At 68.4% G+C, this 17,881-nt stretch carries 14 protein-coding genes; 9 read left to right on the plus strand and 5 right to left on the minus strand.

The features are described from left to right. Positions 1-5: 5 nt before the first annotated feature. A complete protein-coding gene (locus ACYVG2_RS05615; RefSeq protein ID WP_448967272.1) occupies positions 6-971 on the minus strand; it encodes an AAA family ATPase in 966 nt (321 codons plus the stop codon). 378 nt (positions 972-1,349) lie between these two features. Here ACYVG2_RS05615 and ACYVG2_RS05620 point away from each other — a divergent pair, with 378 nt between their 5' ends. After that, a complete protein-coding gene (locus tag ACYVG2_RS05620) occupies positions 1,350-1,874 on the plus strand; it encodes a PadR family transcriptional regulator (RefSeq protein ID WP_460780058.1) in 525 nt (174 codons plus the stop codon). Beyond that, a complete protein-coding gene (locus tag ACYVG2_RS05625) occupies positions 1,874-2,626 on the plus strand; it encodes an alpha/beta fold hydrolase (RefSeq protein WP_460780059.1) in 753 nt (250 codons plus the stop codon). The genes ACYVG2_RS05620 and ACYVG2_RS05625 overlap by 1 nt, the downstream gene beginning before the upstream one ends. Positions 2,627-2,628: 2 nt before the next feature. On the opposite strand, the gene ACYVG2_RS05630 is transcribed toward ACYVG2_RS05625, so the two are convergent. Together ACYVG2_RS05630 and ACYVG2_RS05635 are read right to left on the minus strand one after the other, a co-directional pair. Continuing rightward, entirely contained in the window at positions 2,629-3,540 is a 912-nt protein-coding gene (locus ACYVG2_RS05630) for a hypothetical protein (RefSeq protein ID WP_460780060.1), read from the minus strand. Positions 3,541-3,600: 60 nt separating this feature from the next. Further along, positions 3,601-4,329: a Pr6Pr family membrane protein gene (locus ACYVG2_RS05635; RefSeq protein ID WP_460780061.1), complete on the minus strand. Its 729-nt coding sequence runs from the start codon at positions 4,327-4,329 to the stop codon at positions 3,601-3,603. A 189-nt stretch (positions 4,330-4,518) separates the two neighbouring features. Here ACYVG2_RS05635 and ACYVG2_RS05640 point away from each other — a divergent pair, with 189 nt between their 5' ends. Together ACYVG2_RS05640 and ACYVG2_RS05645 are read left to right on the plus strand one after the other, a co-directional pair. Continuing rightward, positions 4,519-6,681 carry an adenylate/guanylate cyclase domain-containing protein gene (locus ACYVG2_RS05640; protein ID WP_460780062.1) on the plus strand — a complete coding sequence of 721 codons (2,163 nt, stop codon included), beginning with the start codon at positions 4,519-4,521 and terminating at the stop codon, positions 6,679-6,681. A 1-nt stretch (position 6,682) separates the two neighbouring features. Beyond that, positions 6,683-8,107: a mechanosensitive ion channel domain-containing protein gene (locus ACYVG2_RS05645; protein ID WP_460780064.1), complete on the plus strand. Its 1,425-nt coding sequence runs from the start codon at positions 6,683-6,685 to the stop codon at positions 8,105-8,107. An 18-nt stretch (positions 8,108-8,125) separates the two neighbouring features. Here the strand turns inward: ACYVG2_RS05645 and ACYVG2_RS05650 are convergent, their stop codons facing one another. Together ACYVG2_RS05650 and ACYVG2_RS05655 are read right to left on the minus strand one after the other, a co-directional pair. After that, positions 8,126-9,862: a carboxypeptidase regulatory-like domain-containing protein gene (locus tag ACYVG2_RS05650; RefSeq protein ID WP_460780065.1), complete on the minus strand. Its 1,737-nt coding sequence runs from the start codon at positions 9,860-9,862 to the stop codon at positions 8,126-8,128. Positions 9,863-9,933: 71 nt separating this feature from the next. Next, the gene (locus tag ACYVG2_RS05655; protein WP_460780066.1) at positions 9,934-10,896 is read right to left on the minus strand and encodes a DMT family transporter; all 963 of its coding nucleotides are present in this window, start codon (positions 10,894-10,896) and stop codon (positions 9,934-9,936) included. A gap of 196 nt (positions 10,897-11,092) precedes the next feature. Here ACYVG2_RS05655 and ACYVG2_RS05660 point away from each other — a divergent pair, with 196 nt between their 5' ends. The 5 genes from ACYVG2_RS05660 to ACYVG2_RS05680 all read left to right on the plus strand — a co-directional run bounded on the left by ACYVG2_RS05660 (position 11,093) and on the right by ACYVG2_RS05680 (position 17,861). After that, positions 11,093-12,379: an adenylosuccinate synthase gene (locus tag ACYVG2_RS05660; RefSeq protein WP_460780067.1), complete on the plus strand. Its 1,287-nt coding sequence runs from the start codon at positions 11,093-11,095 to the stop codon at positions 12,377-12,379. Between the two features lie 3 nt (positions 12,380-12,382). Beyond that, complete coding sequence (locus tag ACYVG2_RS05665; protein WP_460780068.1) at positions 12,383-13,633, plus strand: lactonase family protein; 1,251 nt, start codon at positions 12,383-12,385, stop codon at positions 13,631-13,633. A 172-nt stretch (positions 13,634-13,805) separates the two neighbouring features. Next, positions 13,806-15,254, plus strand: a complete 1,449-nt coding sequence (locus ACYVG2_RS05670; protein ID WP_460780069.1) for an MFS transporter — start codon at positions 13,806-13,808, stop codon at positions 15,252-15,254. Continuing rightward, entirely contained in the window at positions 15,251-16,231 is a 981-nt protein-coding gene (locus ACYVG2_RS05675; protein WP_460780070.1) for an alcohol dehydrogenase catalytic domain-containing protein, read from the plus strand. The genes ACYVG2_RS05670 and ACYVG2_RS05675 overlap by 4 nt, the downstream gene beginning before the upstream one ends. Positions 16,232-16,436: 205 nt before the next feature. Next, positions 16,437-17,861 (plus strand): dihydrolipoyl dehydrogenase family protein, encoded by a 1,425-nt coding sequence (locus ACYVG2_RS05680; RefSeq protein WP_460780071.1) that lies wholly within the window; start codon positions 16,437-16,439, stop codon positions 17,859-17,861. Positions 17,862-17,881: the final 20 nt, after the last annotated feature.

Below are 17,881 nucleotides of genomic sequence, written 5' to 3' on the forward strand. Positions count from 1 at the left end.
AGGGATTACGGCGTCGGTACTGCCGCGAAGATCTGGTCGATGATCTCCTCGCTGCGGATGCCCTCGGCGTCGGCCTCGAACGTGAGCAGCACGCGGTGGCGGAGGATGACATGGCGGAGGGTGCGGATGTCCTCGGGCAGCACGTGCGAGCGGCCGTTGAGCAGGGCCAGCGCACGCGATGCCTGCAGGAACGCGATGCTCGCGCGGGGGCTCGCGCCGTACTTGATGTAGCGGGCGCGTTCCTCGCCGATGTACGGGCCGGGGTTACGGGTCACATAGGCGATCGAGACGATGTAGTTGCGGATCGCGGCGTCGACGTAGATGCGGCTCGCGACGTCCTGCAGCAGCTGCACGTCTTCCAGCGTGACGGCGCTGGCGACGTGGCGGTCGGGATCGAGCACGCCGGAGTCGATGCGACGGAGGATCTCGAACTCATCGGAGGGGCTCGGGTACTCGACGATCTCCTTCAGCAGGAAGCGGTCCATCTGCGCCTCGGGCAGCTCGTAGGTGCCCTCCTGCTCGATCGGGTTCTGCGTCGCGATCACGAGGAACGGCTTGGGCAGGTGGTGCACCTCTCCGCCGATCGTGGTCTGGTGCTCCTGCATCGCCTCGAGCATCGCCGACTGCGTCTTCGCGCTCGAGCGGTTGATCTCATCCAGCAGCACGAAGTTCGCGTGCACAGGACCGAGCACGGTGCGGAACGAGCCTGCCTGCGCGTCGTAGATCTGGTTGCCGGTGATGTCGCTGGGCAGCAGATCGGGCGTGCACTGGATGCGCTTGAAACTGGCCTTGACGGTGTCGGCGAGGGTGGATGCCGCGGTCGTCTTGGCGAGTCCCGGTACGGACTCGAGCAGGATGTGGCCGCCGGCGATGAGTGAGACCAGCAGGCTGGTGCGCAGGCGCTCCTGCCCCACCATCTTCGCGGAGTACGCGTCGGAGACGACCTTCAGCACGTTCGCGGCACGGGTCATTTCGGCGTCGCTCGGCGTGGAGTCCGATCCGGCGGCCGGTGCCGGCGCCGCCGACGGGGCGGTGCGCGGGGCGGCGGGCGCCGGTGCCGCGGCGGGCGCTGCGGCAGGTGCCGCGGCGGGCGTTGCCGGCGCCGGTGCCGGCAACCCGGAGGGCGCGGGTGGCCGTGGGGGCGGCGGTGGGGAGGCTGCCCCGGAAGCGGTGGCGTTCGACTCGTTCATCACTGTCTCCTCGCATGCGCGGGGGAGACGGTGCTCCGCTCTCCCCCGTGCACCAGCGTAATCGCAGCATCCGCCTCGGACATCCCGGCGGCACGGGCAGAAATCCCCATACCGATCATATACTTGTGCAGTCCTATATATGCGTGGTCTACTAGGTTCATGCATCTGAGACACGCCATCCTCGGCCTGCTCGACATCGCCCCGCAGAGCGGTTACGACCTGGGCCGGGCATTCGCCGGATCGGTAGCGCACTTCTGGCATGCCGACCAATCACAGATCTACCGGACCATCGACCGGCTGGAGGCCGACGGCGCGGTGGAGACGGAGCTGATCGTCCAGACCGGACGCCCCGATCGCCGCGTGCATGCGCTGACCGACGTCGGACGGGAGGAGCTGCATGCCTGGCTGCGTTCGCCGATCGAGGCGCCGCTGCCCAAGGAGCCGTTCCTCGCCCGGCTCTTCTTCGCCGAGCCGCTCGGCGTCGATGGTGTGCTCGCTCTGCTCGACGAAAGGGCCGACTCGATCCGCGCGGAACGCGAGCAGCTCGCCGGCCTTCCGCGGCCCACGAACGGGCTCGGGGCCGTGCTGCGCAACGCGACCCTCGACGCGGGGCTGCGAGTGGCGGATGCCGAGCTCGCCTGGCTCGCCGACGTGCGCGACGCCGTCACCGAGGAGACGCGCTGATGGACCGGTATCCGATCGAGCACGGCGTTCGCGCGGGCGAGTCGATCATCCTGCTGCACGGCGGCAACGTGGGCAACTGGATGTGGGAACCGCAGGTGCAGGGGCTCGCCGGCCGGCACGTGATCACGCCCGACGTCGTGGCCTTCGGCGCGCGGTCGGGTGAGCGATGGCCCGGTCTCGCCGGCGCGGCCGACGACATCGCCGAGATCATCCGCGAACGGGCGGCGGAGGGGAGAGCGCACGTCGTCGGCCTGTCGATGGGCGGTGTGATCGGCGTGCATCTCGCCATGCGGCATCCGGATGTGGTGCGCTCGTGCATGGTGACCGGCGCGGCCATGACCGGAGTCGGCGGGTGGGAACGTCGGCTCGCCGAACTGCAGCTGCGTTCGTGGGACAGGCGCTGGTTCTGGAGCATGCAGGCGGCGATGTTCCGCATCCCGGACGACTCTCGTGAGCTGTTCGTCTCAGACGGGATGGGCGTCGCCAAGGACGCCGCGATGCGCATGTACGGCGAGATCTTCGCGGGCGCGATGCCCGAGGGTCGTTCCCGATACGACGGGCCCATGCTCGCGATCGCCGGTGGGAGGGAGTCCAGGAGCGTCGCCGCGGCGTTCCCGGCGCTCACGGCGGCGATGCCGCAGACGCGAACCTGGACCGCACCGGGGATGCGCCACGTGTGGAGCATCCAGGACCCGGAGCTGTTCACGAGAACGATCGTGGACTTCGTCGACCGCGACGTCGTGCCGGTCTGAGGTCAGATCGAGTCGCGCGTCGCCTGGATGTCGGCGCCGACCGTGCCGCCCGTGTACGAGACGCGGATGACCGGGTCACGGAGGCCGGCGCTGATCAACGATCCGCCCAGGGTGATCCGGGCCCGACCACCGGCGTCGAACGTCACGGAACCGGCGGTCGCGCCGTCATATACGACGGATGCCGTCGCCCCTGGCTGCCCTGAGAGCGACAGCGTGTAGCTCGACAGGATCCGGATGCCCAGGAGACCGATCGCGTGATTCTCGCTGATCCCCGTGAAGGCAAGCGGCCGTGCGGCCGGTGAGGGTGCGGGAGGTGCGGGTGCCGGTGGTGCGGGTGCCGGTGCAGGAGATGAGGGAACCGCGGGTGCGGCGGGTGCGGCGGATCCCGGGGGCGAGGCGGGAGCATCGTCATCGGGTACTCCGGCGGACTCGTCCGACGGGCTGGCTGCATCCGGCGTCGCGCCGATCGTTGTCGCGGGATCGTCCCGAACGCCCTCCTCGGCGGCGGAATCCTGTTCCTCGACGGCGTCGGGGGCGGGTGCGTCCGGTGCGCGCGGTGGGGCCACGACGGCGTCAGCCGTCTCGCTGCACCGGTCGACGCGTTCGCCGCTCTCGCCGAGCGCTCTCGGCACGCAGTGCGCACTCAGCGCGTCGCGACCGATGATCGGGTCGCTGCCGGATGCCGTGACCGCGGCGTCATCGCGCAGACCGGTCGCGAGGGCACCTGCGATGATCACTCCGACGAGCACCAGTGCGGCTCCGCTCACGAGGAGCCACGGGGCGATCCGTCGCCTTCGAGCAGGCGCCGGGACGGACGCGCGGGCGCTCTGCACAGGCTGCGCGGCGGGCAGAGGCGTCTCGGTGGCGTGGACACGGTTGTCGCGACGCCGGGGGCTCATCACGGGTGTCGGCACGGATCCATCCACAACGACACCATATCGATCACCCGAGCACTCCTCGTGGCGGGAAGGCGCTCAGACCGTGCGGGCCTGGACCATCGGGTCGGCCTGCTCAAGGGAACGTGCGCCGCGACGGCGTCCGACCCAGATGACGAGCGCGGCCACGCCGATGATCGCGACGGCGATGCCGATGATGTAGACGACGACCCCGCCGTAGCCGCCCTGCCGGTGCGGATCGAGGAACGGATAGGGATACCACCAGGCGTTTCCGTTCGTCGGGCTGATGATGAAGTTCGCCCGGATCAGCGTGTACACCGCCCAGACGATCGGGAACGCGACCGCAGTGAGCATCGCCTTCCACGGCAGTGCCCGACGCTTCGGCGCGAACAGCACGTCGACGAGCATGAACAGCGGAATGACGACATGCAGGACCTCGTTCGACCATGGCACGGTCTGACCCTGCGGCAGTGCGTATCCGCGGAGCAGGAGGTTGTAGACGATGCCGGTCACGATCATGTACGTGCTCACGCAGACGAGAAGAGTGGCCAGCCACGCCGGCTCGCGATCGGAGTTCTTGCCGGACGTCCAGGCCCAGATCGCGCCGATCGTGAGCGCGATGGCAGCCAGGATGTTGGACTCGACGGTGAAGAAACTGATGAAGTTCGTGGCCACCGTGGGGATGTGGCCACCCCATTCGGTGGTCGCCGTGAGCGCGTTGGTCATCGTCTGGACAAGTTGCGCGATGATCGCCGCTGCGGCGAGCACGGCGAATGCGAGACGGGCGTAGGGCCACCAGGTTGTCATGTTGCCTCCTGCGGGATCACTTTAGCGAGGGCGTCGCGCCGCGCGATGAAACGGCGAAAAAAATCTCGGTGTTGCCGATCGATCCGCGATATGTTGACCGCATCTGACTGCGGGAGAGGGCGCCGCGTCATGCCTGGGGGCATCGGGATGGGGAATCGTCTTGACGAGGGTCTGAAACAGGAGCGGCGAGTGTCGGAAGCAACAACCCCAGAAGCGGCGATCAGGCGAGAAAAAGGCAGGTCGCGTTTCGCGCGCGGCGGACTCAGCATCCAGTCCAAGCTGCTCATCATGCTGTTGGCCGTCAGCCTGGTCTCGTCGATCGTCGTCGGCGCGATCGGTTTCATCAACGGCAGACAGTCCCTGCATGACGCGGCCGTCGACCAGCTCATCACCATTCGTTCGATGCGCGCGGCCGAGGCGATCGAATCGATCGACGATGCCAAGGAGACCGCGTCCCTGAACTCCCGCAACCTCAGCGCGCAGAACATGTCGCTTGCTCTGAACGCCGCTTTCGATGAGCTCCAGGCACAGCAGCTCACGCCCGATCAGCAGACGGAGCTCGAGTCGTACTACGCGGAGACCTACATTCCCGAGCTGGAAGCGCGAGCGGGAGAGGACTATGGGGAGACCGCCTTCATTCCGGAGTCCAATGCCGGCCGTTATCTGCAGCTGCAATACACGACCGGAAACCTGGACTTCGACGCCGACTATGACATGCTGCTCAACCGTAACGATGCCGGCGACGGTACCTCGTACTCCACGGCGGCGAACCGTTACGGCGACTACTTCTCGCGCCTGATCGAACACGTCGGATACGAGGATGCCCTGCTGTTGAATCTCGAGGGCGATGTCGTGTATTCGGCCTACAAGGGGATCGATCTGGGAGTGAACCTCAACACCGGTCCCTATCGCGACACGGCCTTCGCCGAGACCTATCGCGAGACGATCGCGACGAACTCGGTCGAAGCGGTAGGAATGACCGACTTCGAACGCTGGATCCCCTCGCTGAACATCCCCTCCATGTGGGTGGTGTCGCCGGTCGGCAACGATGAGCGGATCACGGGCGCCATCGCGTTCCAACTGTCGATAGATCAGATCAATGACGTGATGACGGGCAATGAGCAGTGGAAGGCGCAGGGTCTCGGAGACACGGGCGAGGTCTACCTCGTCGGGCGCGACGATCTCATGCGCAGCAACGCCCGAAGGCTCATCGAGAACCCGGAATCGTACGGTGAGCTCATCGTCAACGGCGGCGTCGCCCCGAGCATCGCCGAGCGGATTGTGGAGATCCAGGGGACCGTTCTGCTCCAGCCTGTGAACACCTTCGCCGTGGCAGAGGCCCAGGCCGGTCGCAGCGGCACGATCGTCGGCAGGGACTTCATGGGCGGGGACAGTGTCACCGCCTACGCGCCGCTGGAGGTCGAGGGGCTCGACTGGGTGGTGATCGCGAGAATCGACACGGCCGAGGCGTTCGCCCCCGTGACCGAGTTCACCAGGAACGTGCTGCTCTCGCTTCTCGGCATCCTGCTCGGCGTCGCACTTCTGTCGCTGCTGCTCGCGCAGATCTTCACGCGGCCGATTCACCGGCTGGTGGGTGCGGTGCACAGGGTGGCGGAGGGCGACCTCGATGTGCAGGTGCCGCAGGGCTCGCGCGACGAATTCGGCGATCTCGGCAGTGCCTTCAACGACATGGCCTCGAGCCTGAGGATCAAACAAGACCTCATCGATGAGCAGAAGAAGGAGAACGAGAAGCTGCTGCACACGCTCATGCCGGCGAGTGTCGCGAGCAGATACAAGCAGGGCGACGAGGCGATCTCGGAAGCGCATGAGAACGTGTCTGTCGTCTTCGCGGAGCTCGTCGGCTTCGACGACTACGCGCGAGGTCTGACCGGCGACCAGGAGATCGCGCAGCTGAATGCTCTGATGCGCGGGTTCGACGAGGCCGCGGACAAGGCCGGCGTGGAGAAGGTCCGCACGCTGCACGGCGGCTACTTGGCGTCGTCGGGAATGGTGATCCCGCGGGTCGACAACGTGCGGCGCAGCGTCGATTTCGCGCGACAGCTCGTCGATGTCGTCGAACGGTTCAATGTGCAGAACGGCACGTCGATCGCGCTGCGCGCCGGAGTCGACACCGGAACCGTGACGAGCGGGCTCGTGGCGCGCACCACCCTCGCGTACGACCTGTGGGGTGATGCCGTGAACCTCGCCTACCGCGTGCGTTCGGTGACCGGCGAGCCCGGCGTCTACGTCAGCCAGACGGTGCGCGATCGCACGCAGGAAATTGTCGACTATGTGGAGGCGGGAACGGTCGAATCGCAGGGCAGGACCGAGACGGTGTGGAAGGTGGCGTGAGATGACCGAGGCGTTCGAGGACGGGTGGGCCTGGTGGGTGATCGCGCTCGCCGTCGGCGTGCCGGTGCTGCTTGTCGTGCTCACTGAGGCGATCGGCACTCTGTCGCGTCGCAACAACCCGATCGCCGGTCCGCTGCGGCTGCTGCGCAACTGGGTCGTCCCTGCCGGAGCCCTGTTCGCCTTGCTGGGTTTCGCAATCCGATCGCCGGCTGATCAGGTGTGGGTTCGGGTGGTCGCGACGGTCTTCGGCTTCCTCGTCATCCTGCTCGTGCTGTCCTCGTTCAACGTCGCCCTGTTCGCGAACGCCGAGCCTGGATCATGGCGAGACCGCATCCCCACGATCTTCGTCGAGATCGCTCGCCTCGCACTCGTGGTGGTCGGGCTCGCGCTGTTGTTCTCCTGGGTATGGGACGCCGATGTCGGCGGTCTGATCACCGCGCTCGGCGTCACCTCGATCGTGATCGGCCTCGCGTTGCAGAACGCTGTCGGCGGTGTGATCTCGGGACTGCTGCTGTTGTTCGAGCAGCCGTTCAAGATCGGTGACTGGCTCGATGCTGCAGGCGTGAAGGGCCGTGTGGTCGAGGTGAACTGGAGGGCCGTGCATATCCAGACAGGCGCCGGCATCCAGATCGTCCCGAACTCCACGCTGTCCGGAGCCTCGTTCACGAACATGAGTGAGCCGGAGGGGCCCTACTTCGCGACCACCTCCGTGAGCTTCTCGACGGATGACCCGCCGCACGAGGTCATGGCGCTGCTGCTGGAGATCGCCGACGCTCTGCCGATGCGATTGCCCGAACCGCGCGCATCCGTCGACTATTCGGGCAGCGGGGCGTACGGAGTCTCCATTCCGGTCGCGGGTCCTGCCGACGCCGGGCGGGCCCTTTCGATGTACCTGTCCTGGCTCTGGTACGCCGCTCGCCGCCGCGGTTTCGCGCTGGACGGCGATGCCACCGATCCGCTCGCCGAACCTCAGCGGCTCGTCGAGGCACTCGCGGCGATCGCGCCCACACTGCATCTGCGCGAGGAGGACACCGAATCGCTCCTGGCGTCGGCGCGCCTGGAGCGCTATGGAGTCGGAGAGGTCGTGCTCCCGGCAGGAGTGATCCCCGACGAGGTGAAGATCGTGCTGTCGGGACGGGCAGTGCTCGCACTCGACGTCGATGGGGGGAGGATCGAGTTCGCCGAGGCGGAGAGGGGCGACCTGATCGGTCAGACGGCTCTCACCCGCGAACGCACCCAGGCTGTCACCGTCGCCGGTGAGATCCTCACGATCGTCGCCCTCCCGCTGGCGACAGTGGACGAATTGATCCGCACCCGCCCACGGCTCGCCGCCGAGATCGGCGAGTCGCTCGAGCTGAAACGTCGTCTTGCGGCCGAGACGCTGGCGACCCTGGGCATCGAGCGCAACCGTCTGATCGGGCGCTGATCCTTCACAGCGTTCGCGTCATGCGCGTCCGCGGGTACGACGACCGATCAGGAACAGGAGCCCGCCGCTGAGGAGAGCGATCAGTCCTCCGGCGATGAACGGTGTGCTGTCCGCACCGGTCGTGGCGAGCGGATCGGATCCGCTCGCACTCGAGCCGGGTGCCTGTCCGCCGGGATTCGTCGTCGGTGGGTCGACGGGGTCCACCGGCACGATCGGGTCGGCGATCAGCGCGAAGTCGCGATCCACGACGACGTCACCGGATGCTGTGATCGTCGCGGTCACGACGGCGGGCCCGTCGACCGTGTAGCCGTCGGGGGCGATGACCGAGATCTCGTACGTGCCGGGCAGGAGGTCACCGACCGAGTACGTCCCGTCCGCGCCGCTCGTCGTGGTGGCCGTGCCCGCGGGTCCGTCGAGCGAGACCGTCACGCCGTCGAGCGGATCGCCGTCGGAGTCCGTGATCGTCCCGGAGATCGAGCCGAGCCTGGCCAGCTCGAAGTCGATGCCCGTGAGGTCCGTTCCCGCCACGGTCTCGTTCCTCGTCGCCGGTGTGACCGCCACCGTGCCCGCTGGCACGGTGATCGCGACGTCGTACGTGCCGTCTCCGATCAGGGGGAACGAATAGGTGCCATCGGCCGCAGTCGTGGTCGTGAGGGTGCCGCCCGGGCCGGTCGCAGTGACCGTGACGCCACCGATGCCGGAGCCTGCTGCGGTCACGGTGCCATCCAGCGAGGCGATGTCGCGCACCGTGAGGTCGACCACGGCGTCTGCCGTGCGCAGGTCAGCGGTTCCGGTCGCGATCACTCCGACCTTGCCGGGCGGCGGCGTCGCGGTGACCTGGTAGCCGTCGGTCGCGAAGAATCCGGGGAAGGAGTAGAGGCCGCCGCCGGACGTGGTCGTGGTGGCAACGACTGTGCCGTTCGCATCGGTGAGCGAGAGCGCGACGCCGTCGAGCGGTCCGTCTTCCACGTCGCGGACCGTGCCGGTGATGTCCCGCGCCATCGAGGCGAACCAGGTCTGGTAGATCGGGAAGCCGGAGCGCTGGGAGTACTCGAAGGTGAGCGTGCTGATCGACACGGTCGGCTCGAACCATGCCGCCGCTCCGGCGGTGTCCGCTGCGGTCGGGTTTCCCATGAGCGTGAGCGTCGCCGGGTCCCAGGTGGGCACGTCGCCGACATATCCGGCGCAGGACATGCCGACGCCGACGCCGGGGTCGCAGTAGTTGAATGCGTCCTGGAAGCCGAGATCCGCGGCGGTGATCTCGCCGCCCGTCGCAGTGGTGCCCGAGATGCGCAGCGAGTCGGCGTCGATGTCACCGAGCGCGAAGGCCCAGCCGGAGGCCGGAGCAGGAGTGTCGAACGTGTACGTCGTGGTGGAGGGGGAGGTGGCGTTGTTCGCCTGCGGGCGGAGGTTCAGATAGGGCTGGTCGCGGCTGGACCCGTACTTCGCGCCGATCGGCGTGCCCTCGGAGAGCCACGTCGAGCCACCGGAGATGACGCCGATTCCTCCACCGCCGAGCGAGTCGCTGGTGATCGTCGCCGCCAGGGCCGGTTGTCCGGCGAGCGTCATCGATGACGTGTAGTTCCCGCCCGTTCCGGCAAGCGGATCCCACGATGCCCACGCGGTCGTCGTCGCGGCCGAGGCGATGGGGGCGACGGCCACGCTCAGCGCGGCAGTCGCCACGACCGCTGCAAGCGCTCTCCCCGATGCGCGAAGGCGAGCGGAGAATCCCTGTGAAGAGTCATCATGACGCATGGTGTCAGTCTGTCGGAGGGTCGTCCTTCGCCGCAATCAATTCTGATCGGCTGCCAGTCCGGGTCGGCCGATCAACGGGAGGGGCGCCGCCGCATCCTCGTGACGAGAACGCCGAGCAGGCACAGGGCCCCGCCGATGAACATCATCAGCGTCGGCACCTCGCCGAGGATCATCCACGACATGAGGATCGCGATCGCCGGCACGACGTAGGTCGTCGCGGAGGTCTGCCCGGCAGTGCTCCGCTGAAGCACGTACGCCCAGGTCGTGAAGGCGATCGCCGTCGGGAAGATGCCGAGGTACACGACCCATAGCGTCGCGTCCAGCGGCGCGGTCTGCAGGTCGGCGACGAGACGGCCGGCCCACGGCAGCAGTGCGACGGTGCCGACGATCGCCCCGAGCCAGGTCAGCGTCGTCGCGTCTACTCCTGAGGTCAGCAGATGCTTCTGCACCAGCGTGCACCCCGCGTACATCACGGCCGCAAGCAGGGCGAGCAGCAGACCGGTGATGTCGAGCCCGGCGCTCGTAGAGGAGTTCATGCCGATCAACACCACGCCGAGGAATGCGATCGGAGCGCCGATCAGCAGCGGTCGGGGGAAGCCCTCGCGGAGGAACAGTCCGCTGAAGAAGACGACCATCAGAGGCGCGAGGTTCACGACCATCGCGGCGGTGCCGGCGTCGAGTGTCAGCTCGGCGCTGTTCAGCGCCAGGTTGTAGACGCAGAACCAGCCGATCCCCCATACGATCACCAGCGGCCAGTAGCGGCGCTGCGGCAGCCGGATGCCGTGCCGCAGAGCGATGATCGCCAACGCGGCGCTGCCCACAGCCATGCGCAGCAGGGCCAGCGCACCGGGGTCGAAATGCGGACCGGCGCCGCGGATGCCGATGAACGCGGACGCCCACAGCACGACGGTGACGAGAGCGGCGATGAGGGTGAGCGATCCGCGGGAGCGCGGTGCGGCGTCAGCAGGCGAGGCGCCATCGGGCCCGGCGGCGTTCGTCGCGCGCGGGGTGGGGCGGATGGGCGCATCGGGCATGATCCGATCCTCCCAGTGGCCGCCGACATCGTCGACCGGCCCGAGAGCCAGATTCCGTGCTTTTCCCGCCAGGGTCGACGTCGTCGGTCCGCCCACGCGGGCGTCTCAGAGGGCTTCGCTAAGATGGAACGGCCCGATCGGGCCAGCTCATCGGCCGGTGCAAACCCGGCGAGAAGCATTACCCAGGGGGTTACCCATGCCAGGAATCGTGATCATCGGCGTCCAGTGGGGCGACGAAGGCAAGGGCAAGGCGACCGACCTGCTCGGCGACCGCACCGACTGGGTGGTGAAGTTCAACGGCGGCAACAACGCCGGGCACACGGTCGTGGTCGGCAATGAGAAGTACGCCCTGCACCTTCTGCCCTCCGGCATCCTCTCGCCCGGCGTCACGCCGGTGATCGGCAACGGCGTCGTCATCGATCCCGAGGTGCTCTTCGATGAGCTCACGGCGCTGTCAGCGCGCGGCATCGACGTCTCGAAACTGCGGGTCAGTGCGAACGCGCACCTCATCACGCAGTTCCACCGCACGCTCGACAAGGTGACGGAGCGCTTCCTCGGCAAGCGCAACATCGGCACCACCGGCCGTGGCATCGGTCCCGCCTACGCCGACAAGATCAACCGCATCGGCATCCGCGTGCAGGACCTCTTCGACGAGAACATCCTGCGCCAGAAGGTCGAGGGCGCGCTCGATCAGAAGAACCACCTGCTGGTGAAGGTCTTCAACCGCCGTGCGGTGACGGTCGACGAGATCGTCGAGGAGCTGCTCTCCTACGCGGAGCGGCTGCGTCCGATGGTCGCCGACACCGGGCATCTGATCGACGAGGCGCTCGAGCGCGGTGAGGTCGTGGTGTTCGAGGGCGGTCAGGCGACGATGCTCGACATCGACCACGGCACGTACCCCTTCGTCACCTCTTCGACCGCGACGGCTGCAGGCGCGGCATCCGGTTCCGGAGTCGGACCGGGGCGCCTCGACCGCATCGTCGGAATCGTCAAGGCGTACACGACGCGCGTCGGCTCGGGCCCGTTCCCGACCGAGCTCTTCGACGAGAAGGGCGACTGGCTGCGTTCCGCCGGCTTCGAGTTCGGCACCACCACCGGCCGGCCGCGCCGGGTCGGCTGGTACGACGCGCCGATCACGCGCTACGCGACGCGCATCAACGGCATCACCGACCTCGTGCTGACCAAGCTCGACATCCTCACCGGACTCGAGCAGATCCCGGTCTGCGTCGCGTACGACGTCGATGGCGAGCGGTTCGACGACGTGCCGGTGAACCAGACCGATTTCCACCACGCGAAGCCCATCTACGAGAACTTCCCCGGCTGGAGCGAGGACATCTCCACCGCGCGCACCTTCGAGGACCTGCCGCAGACCGCGCAGGAGTACGTGCTCGCACTCGAGAAGATGAGCAGGACCCGCATCTCGGTGATCGGCGTCGGCCCGGAGCGCGATCAGGTGATCGTGCGTCACGACCTGCTCGACTGAGTCGTGCCCCGGTTCTGGGTCGGCGGCTATGGCGCCGACATGGGTGGGAGCGCCTCCGGTGTCGGTCTGCTCGCGGGAGACGAGGGCCGTGAGCAGACCACACTCGCGTACCGCGGTGCGGTCACGCAGATGCCGTCTCCGTCGTGGCTCGCGCAGCATCCGTCGGCCGATGTCGTCTACGCCGCCGCTGAGGGCCAAGGCACGGTGCAGGCGTTCGCCCGCACCGGCGAGCACGCACTCTCTCCGATCGGTCGTCCTGTCGACGCGGGGGACTCCGTCTGCCATGTCGCCGTCGCGCCCAGCGGCGCGTACCTGATCGCCAGTTGCTACGGCGACGGCCGTGTCGTGCGCATCGAGCTCTCCGCTGACGGCTCCCTTCTCGCACCGACGATCGCGGCGCCCGCGCGCGACCCTCGCGACCCGGATGCCGTGCAGGGTGCCGCGGATCCCGATTCGGAGCAGCCGTCGGCGCAGGAGATCGCTGCGGCGATGCTCCGCGCCGGATCGATGGCCTTCGAGCAGCCGGCCTCCGAGGTGGATGAACCGCCGCGATCGGGGCTGCTGCTGTTCGACGACGTGCTCGGGTTCAACGCGCCAGCCGCACCGGAACCGGAAGCAGTGGTCGAGGAGGTGGACCAGCCTGCCCGCGCGTCGCACGCGCACGCCGCCGTTTTCCTCCCCGACGGACGCATCGCCACCACCGATCTCGGCTTCGACCTCGTGCGCATCTGGCGTCCGGCCATGGGCGGCTTGGTGCTCGATCACGAAGTGGTGCTCCCGCTCGGAACCGGCCCGCGCCACATGGTCCTGCACACGAGCGGGCACCTGCACGTCGTGACCGAGTACTCCTGCGAGATCTTCACGCTCGCCGTGCAGCCGGACGGACGATGGGCGCTCGCCGCCGCCACCCTCGCCACCCCTGCGGTGGAGGTCGGCGTCGACTTCCCCGCCGAGCTCGCCCGCTCCCGCGACGGCGAGACGCTGTACACCGCGCTGCGGGGCAGCAACACGATCGCCGCCCTCCGCGTGCGCGGCGCGGGCGAGACGGTCGAGCCGCTCGCGCTCGCCGATTCCGGAGTCGACTGGCCCCGTCACCACCTCGTCTTCGAGGGCAAATTGCTCGTCGCAGGGCAGCGCTCCGACACCGTCGCACTGCTCGACCTGGACGATCGCACCGGCGTGCCCCGCGGCATCCGCCACCGCACCGCGGTCCCGTCGCCGACGAGCATCCTGCCCGTGCGCCAGGCGCGCTGAGCTTGGCGCGACTCGCCGTCGCCCGTGCTCGCCGCGCCCTCGCCGGTACACCTGTCAGCCCGAATCACACATGCATGTCGGAATCGGCCCGGATCGACTGACATCTGTATTTCGGACTGACAAGTGTGCCCCGCTTGACCTCAACCATGGTTGAGGTTCTAACGTCGGGGGAATGACGACGGACACAGGAGAAGTGCGGGCCGCCGAGCCGCCCGCACCGGGCATCATGAGCGGCACGTACCTCTGGATCACGATCGGGGCATGCGCTCTCGTGTTCCTCGGAGCATTCGAATCGCTGGCCGTCACGACGGTGATGCCGGTCGTGAGCGACGAGCTCGGCGGAGAGCGGCTGTACGCGCTCGCCTTCGCCGGACCGCTGGCCACGGGAGTCATCGGCATGGTCGTCGCAGGAAACTGGTCCGATCGCCGAGGACCGACCGCCGCGCTGTACACGTCTGTGGCGGCGTTCGTCGCAGGCCTGCTCATCGCCGGACTCGCGCCGACCATGGAGATCCTCGTGGCCGGCCGCTTCGTGCAGGGGCTGGGCAGTGGGGCGATGATGGTTGCGCTCTACGTCGTGGTCGCCAGGGTGTACCCACAGGACAAGCATCCGGCGATCTTCGCCGCATTCGCCGCGGCGTGGGTCGTGCCGTCGCTGATCGGCCCCACAATCGCGGCTGTGGTGACCGATCTGTGGAGCTGGCACTGGGTCTTCCTCGGCGTCGTCGTGCTCGCCCTGGCCGCGCTGCTGATGGTGGTTCCGGCGCTTCGCGGTCTGTCCGGCGGCGGTGATGCGACGGCGCCCTGGGCGCTCGGCCGGCTCGGCTGGTCGGTTCTCGCAGCGCTCGCCGTACTCGCGCTCAATCTCGTCGGCGACATACCCGGTGTCGGTCCGGTGCTGGCGGTGGCCGCGGTCGTGATCGCGTTGATCGCCGTGCGGCCGCTGGTGCCTCGGGGGACGCTGATCGCACGCCGCGGCCTTCCATCGGTGATCCTCGTGCGCGGGCTCATGTCCGGCGCCTTCTTCAGCGCCAACGTGTACGTGCCGTACTTATTGACCGACCGCTACCTGCTCACGCCGACCCTCGCCGGGCTCGCACTGACGGGCGGGGCACTGGCGTGGTCGACCGCGTCGACGGTGCAGGGGCGGATGGGCGCCCGACTGTCGAATGTGACCGCCCTGCGCGTCGGAACGGCGCTCGTGCTGGTGGGCATCGCTCTCGTGCTGGCCACCTCCGCCTTGCAGTGGGATGCTCTGGTCATCGCCGTCGCATGGGTCGTCGCGGGTTCGGGCATGGGACTCATGAGCCCCCGGAGCAGCGTGCTGACGCTGTCGTTGTCGACGCCAGCGAATCAGGGCTTCAACAGTTCGGCCATGACGGTCGCCGACTCGTTCGGCAGCGCGATGGTGCTGGCGATCACCGGCACGTTGTTCGCCGCGCTCGCGACGATCGCGGATCCGTTCACCGCGGTGTTCGCACTGGCGGGGGCGATCGCGGCCGTGGCGGTGGTCCTGGCGAAGCGGGTCGGGTCCCCGGACGATGTCGCGACCGTCAGAGTCGCAGCAGACGTCGAGGCCGCATCAGATGAAGACGACATGGAAAAGGGAGCGACGGCATGAGGGCGATCGTGCAGCGGGAGTTCGGCGGACCGGAGGTTCTCGTGATCGGCGAGGCCGACCTTCCGGAGCCGGGGGAAGGGCAGGTGCGCGTCCGGGTTGCGGCGGCAGGAGTGCATGCCGTGGACACGAACATCAGGCAGGCCGAGGGGCCGCCGTCCATGCCGCGTCCCGCACTGCCGATGACGCCGGGTCGCGAAGTGGCAGGCACCGTGGATGCGGTGGGTCCGGGCGTCGACGGATCGTTGATCGGCAGTCGGGTCGTCGCGCACGTCGGATTCCTGAACGGTGGTTACGCCGAGTACGCCCTGGCCCCGGCCACCGCGCTGCACTCTGTGCCGGACGGCGTGTCTTTCCCCCAGGCCGTCGCGGCGATCGGCACGGGACGCACGGCGCAGTACGTGCTGGATGAGGCACGGATGAAGGCGACGGACGTCGTCATCCTGCCCGGAGCATCCGGAGGGCTCGGCAGCCAGCTGGTCCACCTCTCCCTCGCGATCGGCGCGACCGTCGTCGCCCTGTACGGAGGTGAGGCGAAGCGGGCAGTCGTGGAGGGGCTGGCGTCGGATGTCGAGAGATTCTTCGCACTGGATGCCACGGATGAGTCCTGGCCGTCTCAGATGACCGCACTGCTCGGGGAGCGCGAGCCGTCGCTGCTGATCGACGGCGTGGGCGGTGCGACTGGGCGGGCCGCGTTCGAAGCCCTGGGGCGCGGCGGGCGCGTGGTGATCATCGGCTGGTCGAGCGGTGAGGTGGTGCGGATCGACACGGATGACATCGTCGACCGGTCGCTGACCGTCACGGTTCCACTGGGACGGCCGATCTCGGAGCTGCGCGAGCTTGAGGCGCGGGCACTCGCCGCGGTCGCTGACGGCCGGGTGAATCCGCCGGTCGATGAGTATCCGCTCGAGCGCGCCGGCGACGCGCACGCGGCGATAGAGCAGCGACGTCAGCGCGGGAAGGTCGTCCTGATCCCGTGACGACGGCGTGATCCGGCGGATGCCGGTACACCACGACTGCATAACTCCGGAGCTTCTCGGCACTCCGGCGTGATTCGGTCCACTTCGAGACCGATTCGGCCCGTTTCTCCGGAGTCATGCGACCGCGCACGGGAACAAGACCGGTGACATCGCGTTGCATCTCGACAAGACTGGTGCGGTACCGGTTCCGACGAGAGGCGACGACATGTCAACGGATTCATACGACCTGATCGTCCTCGGCGGCGGGCCCGTCGGTGAGAACGTCGCCGATCGAGCCGTTCAGGGCGGGCTCACCGCCATCATCGTGGAGAGCGAGCTCGTCGGTGGCGAATGCTCGTACTGGGCGTGCATGCCCTCCAAGGCATTGCTGCGATCCGCTCAGGCGCTGCGCGCGGCGCAGCACGTGGCCGGCGCAGCCGAGGCGGTGACCGGAACGCTCGACGTGCGCGCCGTGCTCGCCCGCCGCAACTCGTTCACGAGCGACTGGTCCGACGACGGTCAGGTGAAGTGGCTCGACTCTGCCGGCATCGACCTGGCCCGCGGCCACGGCCGTATCTCGGGCCCACGCGAAGTCACCGTGACGGCTGACGACGGCACGACGAAGGTGTTGAAGGCCCGCCATGCGGTCGCGATCAGTACAGGAACGGATGCCGCGATCCCCCCGATAGCCGGACTGGTGGATGCCGCGCCCTGGACGAGCCGCGAGGCGACGAGTGCGCAGGAGATTCCGGCATCCCTCGCCATCATCGGCGGCGGCGTCGTCGCGGTGGAGATGGCCACCGCCTACGCCGGCCTCGGCGCGGAGGTCACACTGATCGCACGCAGCGGACTGCTCGAGAAGATGGAGCCGTTCGCCGGTGAGCTCGTCGAGAAGGGACTGCGCGAGCTCGGCGTCGACGTCCGCACGAACACCGGAACGACGCGCGTCGCGCGCGGCGCGGCAGGGGTGACGGTGACGCTCGACGACGGCACGGAGGTCACAGCATCCGAAGTGCTCGCCGCGACCGGACGCACTCCGCGCAGCAGCGACATCGGCCTCGAGACCGTCGACCTCGAGCCGGGCAGGTACATCACCACCGACGACACGCTCCGCGTGACAGGGAGCGACTGGCTGTACGCCGTGGGCGACGTGAACGGGCGCGTGCTGCTGACCCACCAGGGCAAGTACCAGGCCAGGGCGGCAGGCGACGTGATCGCGGCGCGCGCGAACGGTGGCGATGTCGACGACGCCGCATGGGGTCGCCACGTCGCGACCGCCGACCACGCCGCCGTGCCGCAGGTCGTGTTCGGCGAACCGGAGGTCGCATCGGTCGGGCTGACGGCGAAGGCTGCCGAGGATGCCGGATTCCAGATCCGCGTGATCGATCAGGACCTCGGGGCGGTCGCGGGCTCGAGTCTGCGGGAGGACGGGTACAGCGGACAGGCCCGCATGGTCGTCGACACCGAACGCGACGTCATCCTCGGCGTCACCTTCGTGGGCCCGGACGTCGCGGATCTGCTCCAGACGGCCACCGTCGCGATCGTGGGTGAAGTGCCGCTCTCGCGGCTGTGGCACGCCGTGCCCGCGTACCCGACCGTCAGCGAGGTCTGGCTGCGGCTGCTCGAGCAGTACGGGCGGGACTCCGCCTGAGACCGCTGCGGTCCCATCCA

This window comes from Microbacterium shaanxiense, assembly GCF_054779995.1.

What these genes read in the sequence shown, in the direction of transcription:
- ACYVG2_RS05615 (WP_448967272.1), bottom strand. Translation starts at nt 971, where the DNA reads ATGACCCGTGCCGCGAACGTGCTGAAGGTCGTCTCCGACGCGTACTCC.
- ACYVG2_RS05620 (WP_460780058.1), top strand. Translation starts at nt 1,350, where the DNA reads ATGCATCTGAGACACGCCATCCTCGGCCTGCTCGACATCGCCCCGCAG.
- ACYVG2_RS05625 (WP_460780059.1), top strand. Translation starts at nt 1,874, where the DNA reads ATGGACCGGTATCCGATCGAGCACGGCGTTCGCGCGGGCGAGTCGATC.
- ACYVG2_RS05635 (WP_460780061.1), bottom strand. Translation starts at nt 4,329, where the DNA reads ATGACAACCTGGTGGCCCTACGCCCGTCTCGCATTCGCCGTGCTCGCC.
- ACYVG2_RS05645 (WP_460780064.1), top strand. Translation starts at nt 6,683, where the DNA reads ATGACCGAGGCGTTCGAGGACGGGTGGGCCTGGTGGGTGATCGCGCTC.
- ACYVG2_RS05650 (WP_460780065.1), bottom strand. Translation starts at nt 9,862, where the DNA reads ATGCGTCATGATGACTCTTCACAGGGATTCTCCGCTCGCCTTCGCGCA.
- ACYVG2_RS05655 (WP_460780066.1), bottom strand. Translation starts at nt 10,896, where the DNA reads ATGCCCGATGCGCCCATCCGCCCCACCCCGCGCGCGACGAACGCCGCC.
- ACYVG2_RS05660 (WP_460780067.1), top strand. Translation starts at nt 11,093, where the DNA reads ATGCCAGGAATCGTGATCATCGGCGTCCAGTGGGGCGACGAAGGCAAG.
- ACYVG2_RS05670 (WP_460780069.1), top strand. Translation starts at nt 13,806, where the DNA reads ATGACGACGGACACAGGAGAAGTGCGGGCCGCCGAGCCGCCCGCACCG.
- ACYVG2_RS05675 (WP_460780070.1), top strand. Translation starts at nt 15,251, where the DNA reads ATGAGGGCGATCGTGCAGCGGGAGTTCGGCGGACCGGAGGTTCTCGTG.
- ACYVG2_RS05680 (WP_460780071.1), top strand. Translation starts at nt 16,437, where the DNA reads ATGTCAACGGATTCATACGACCTGATCGTCCTCGGCGGCGGGCCCGTC.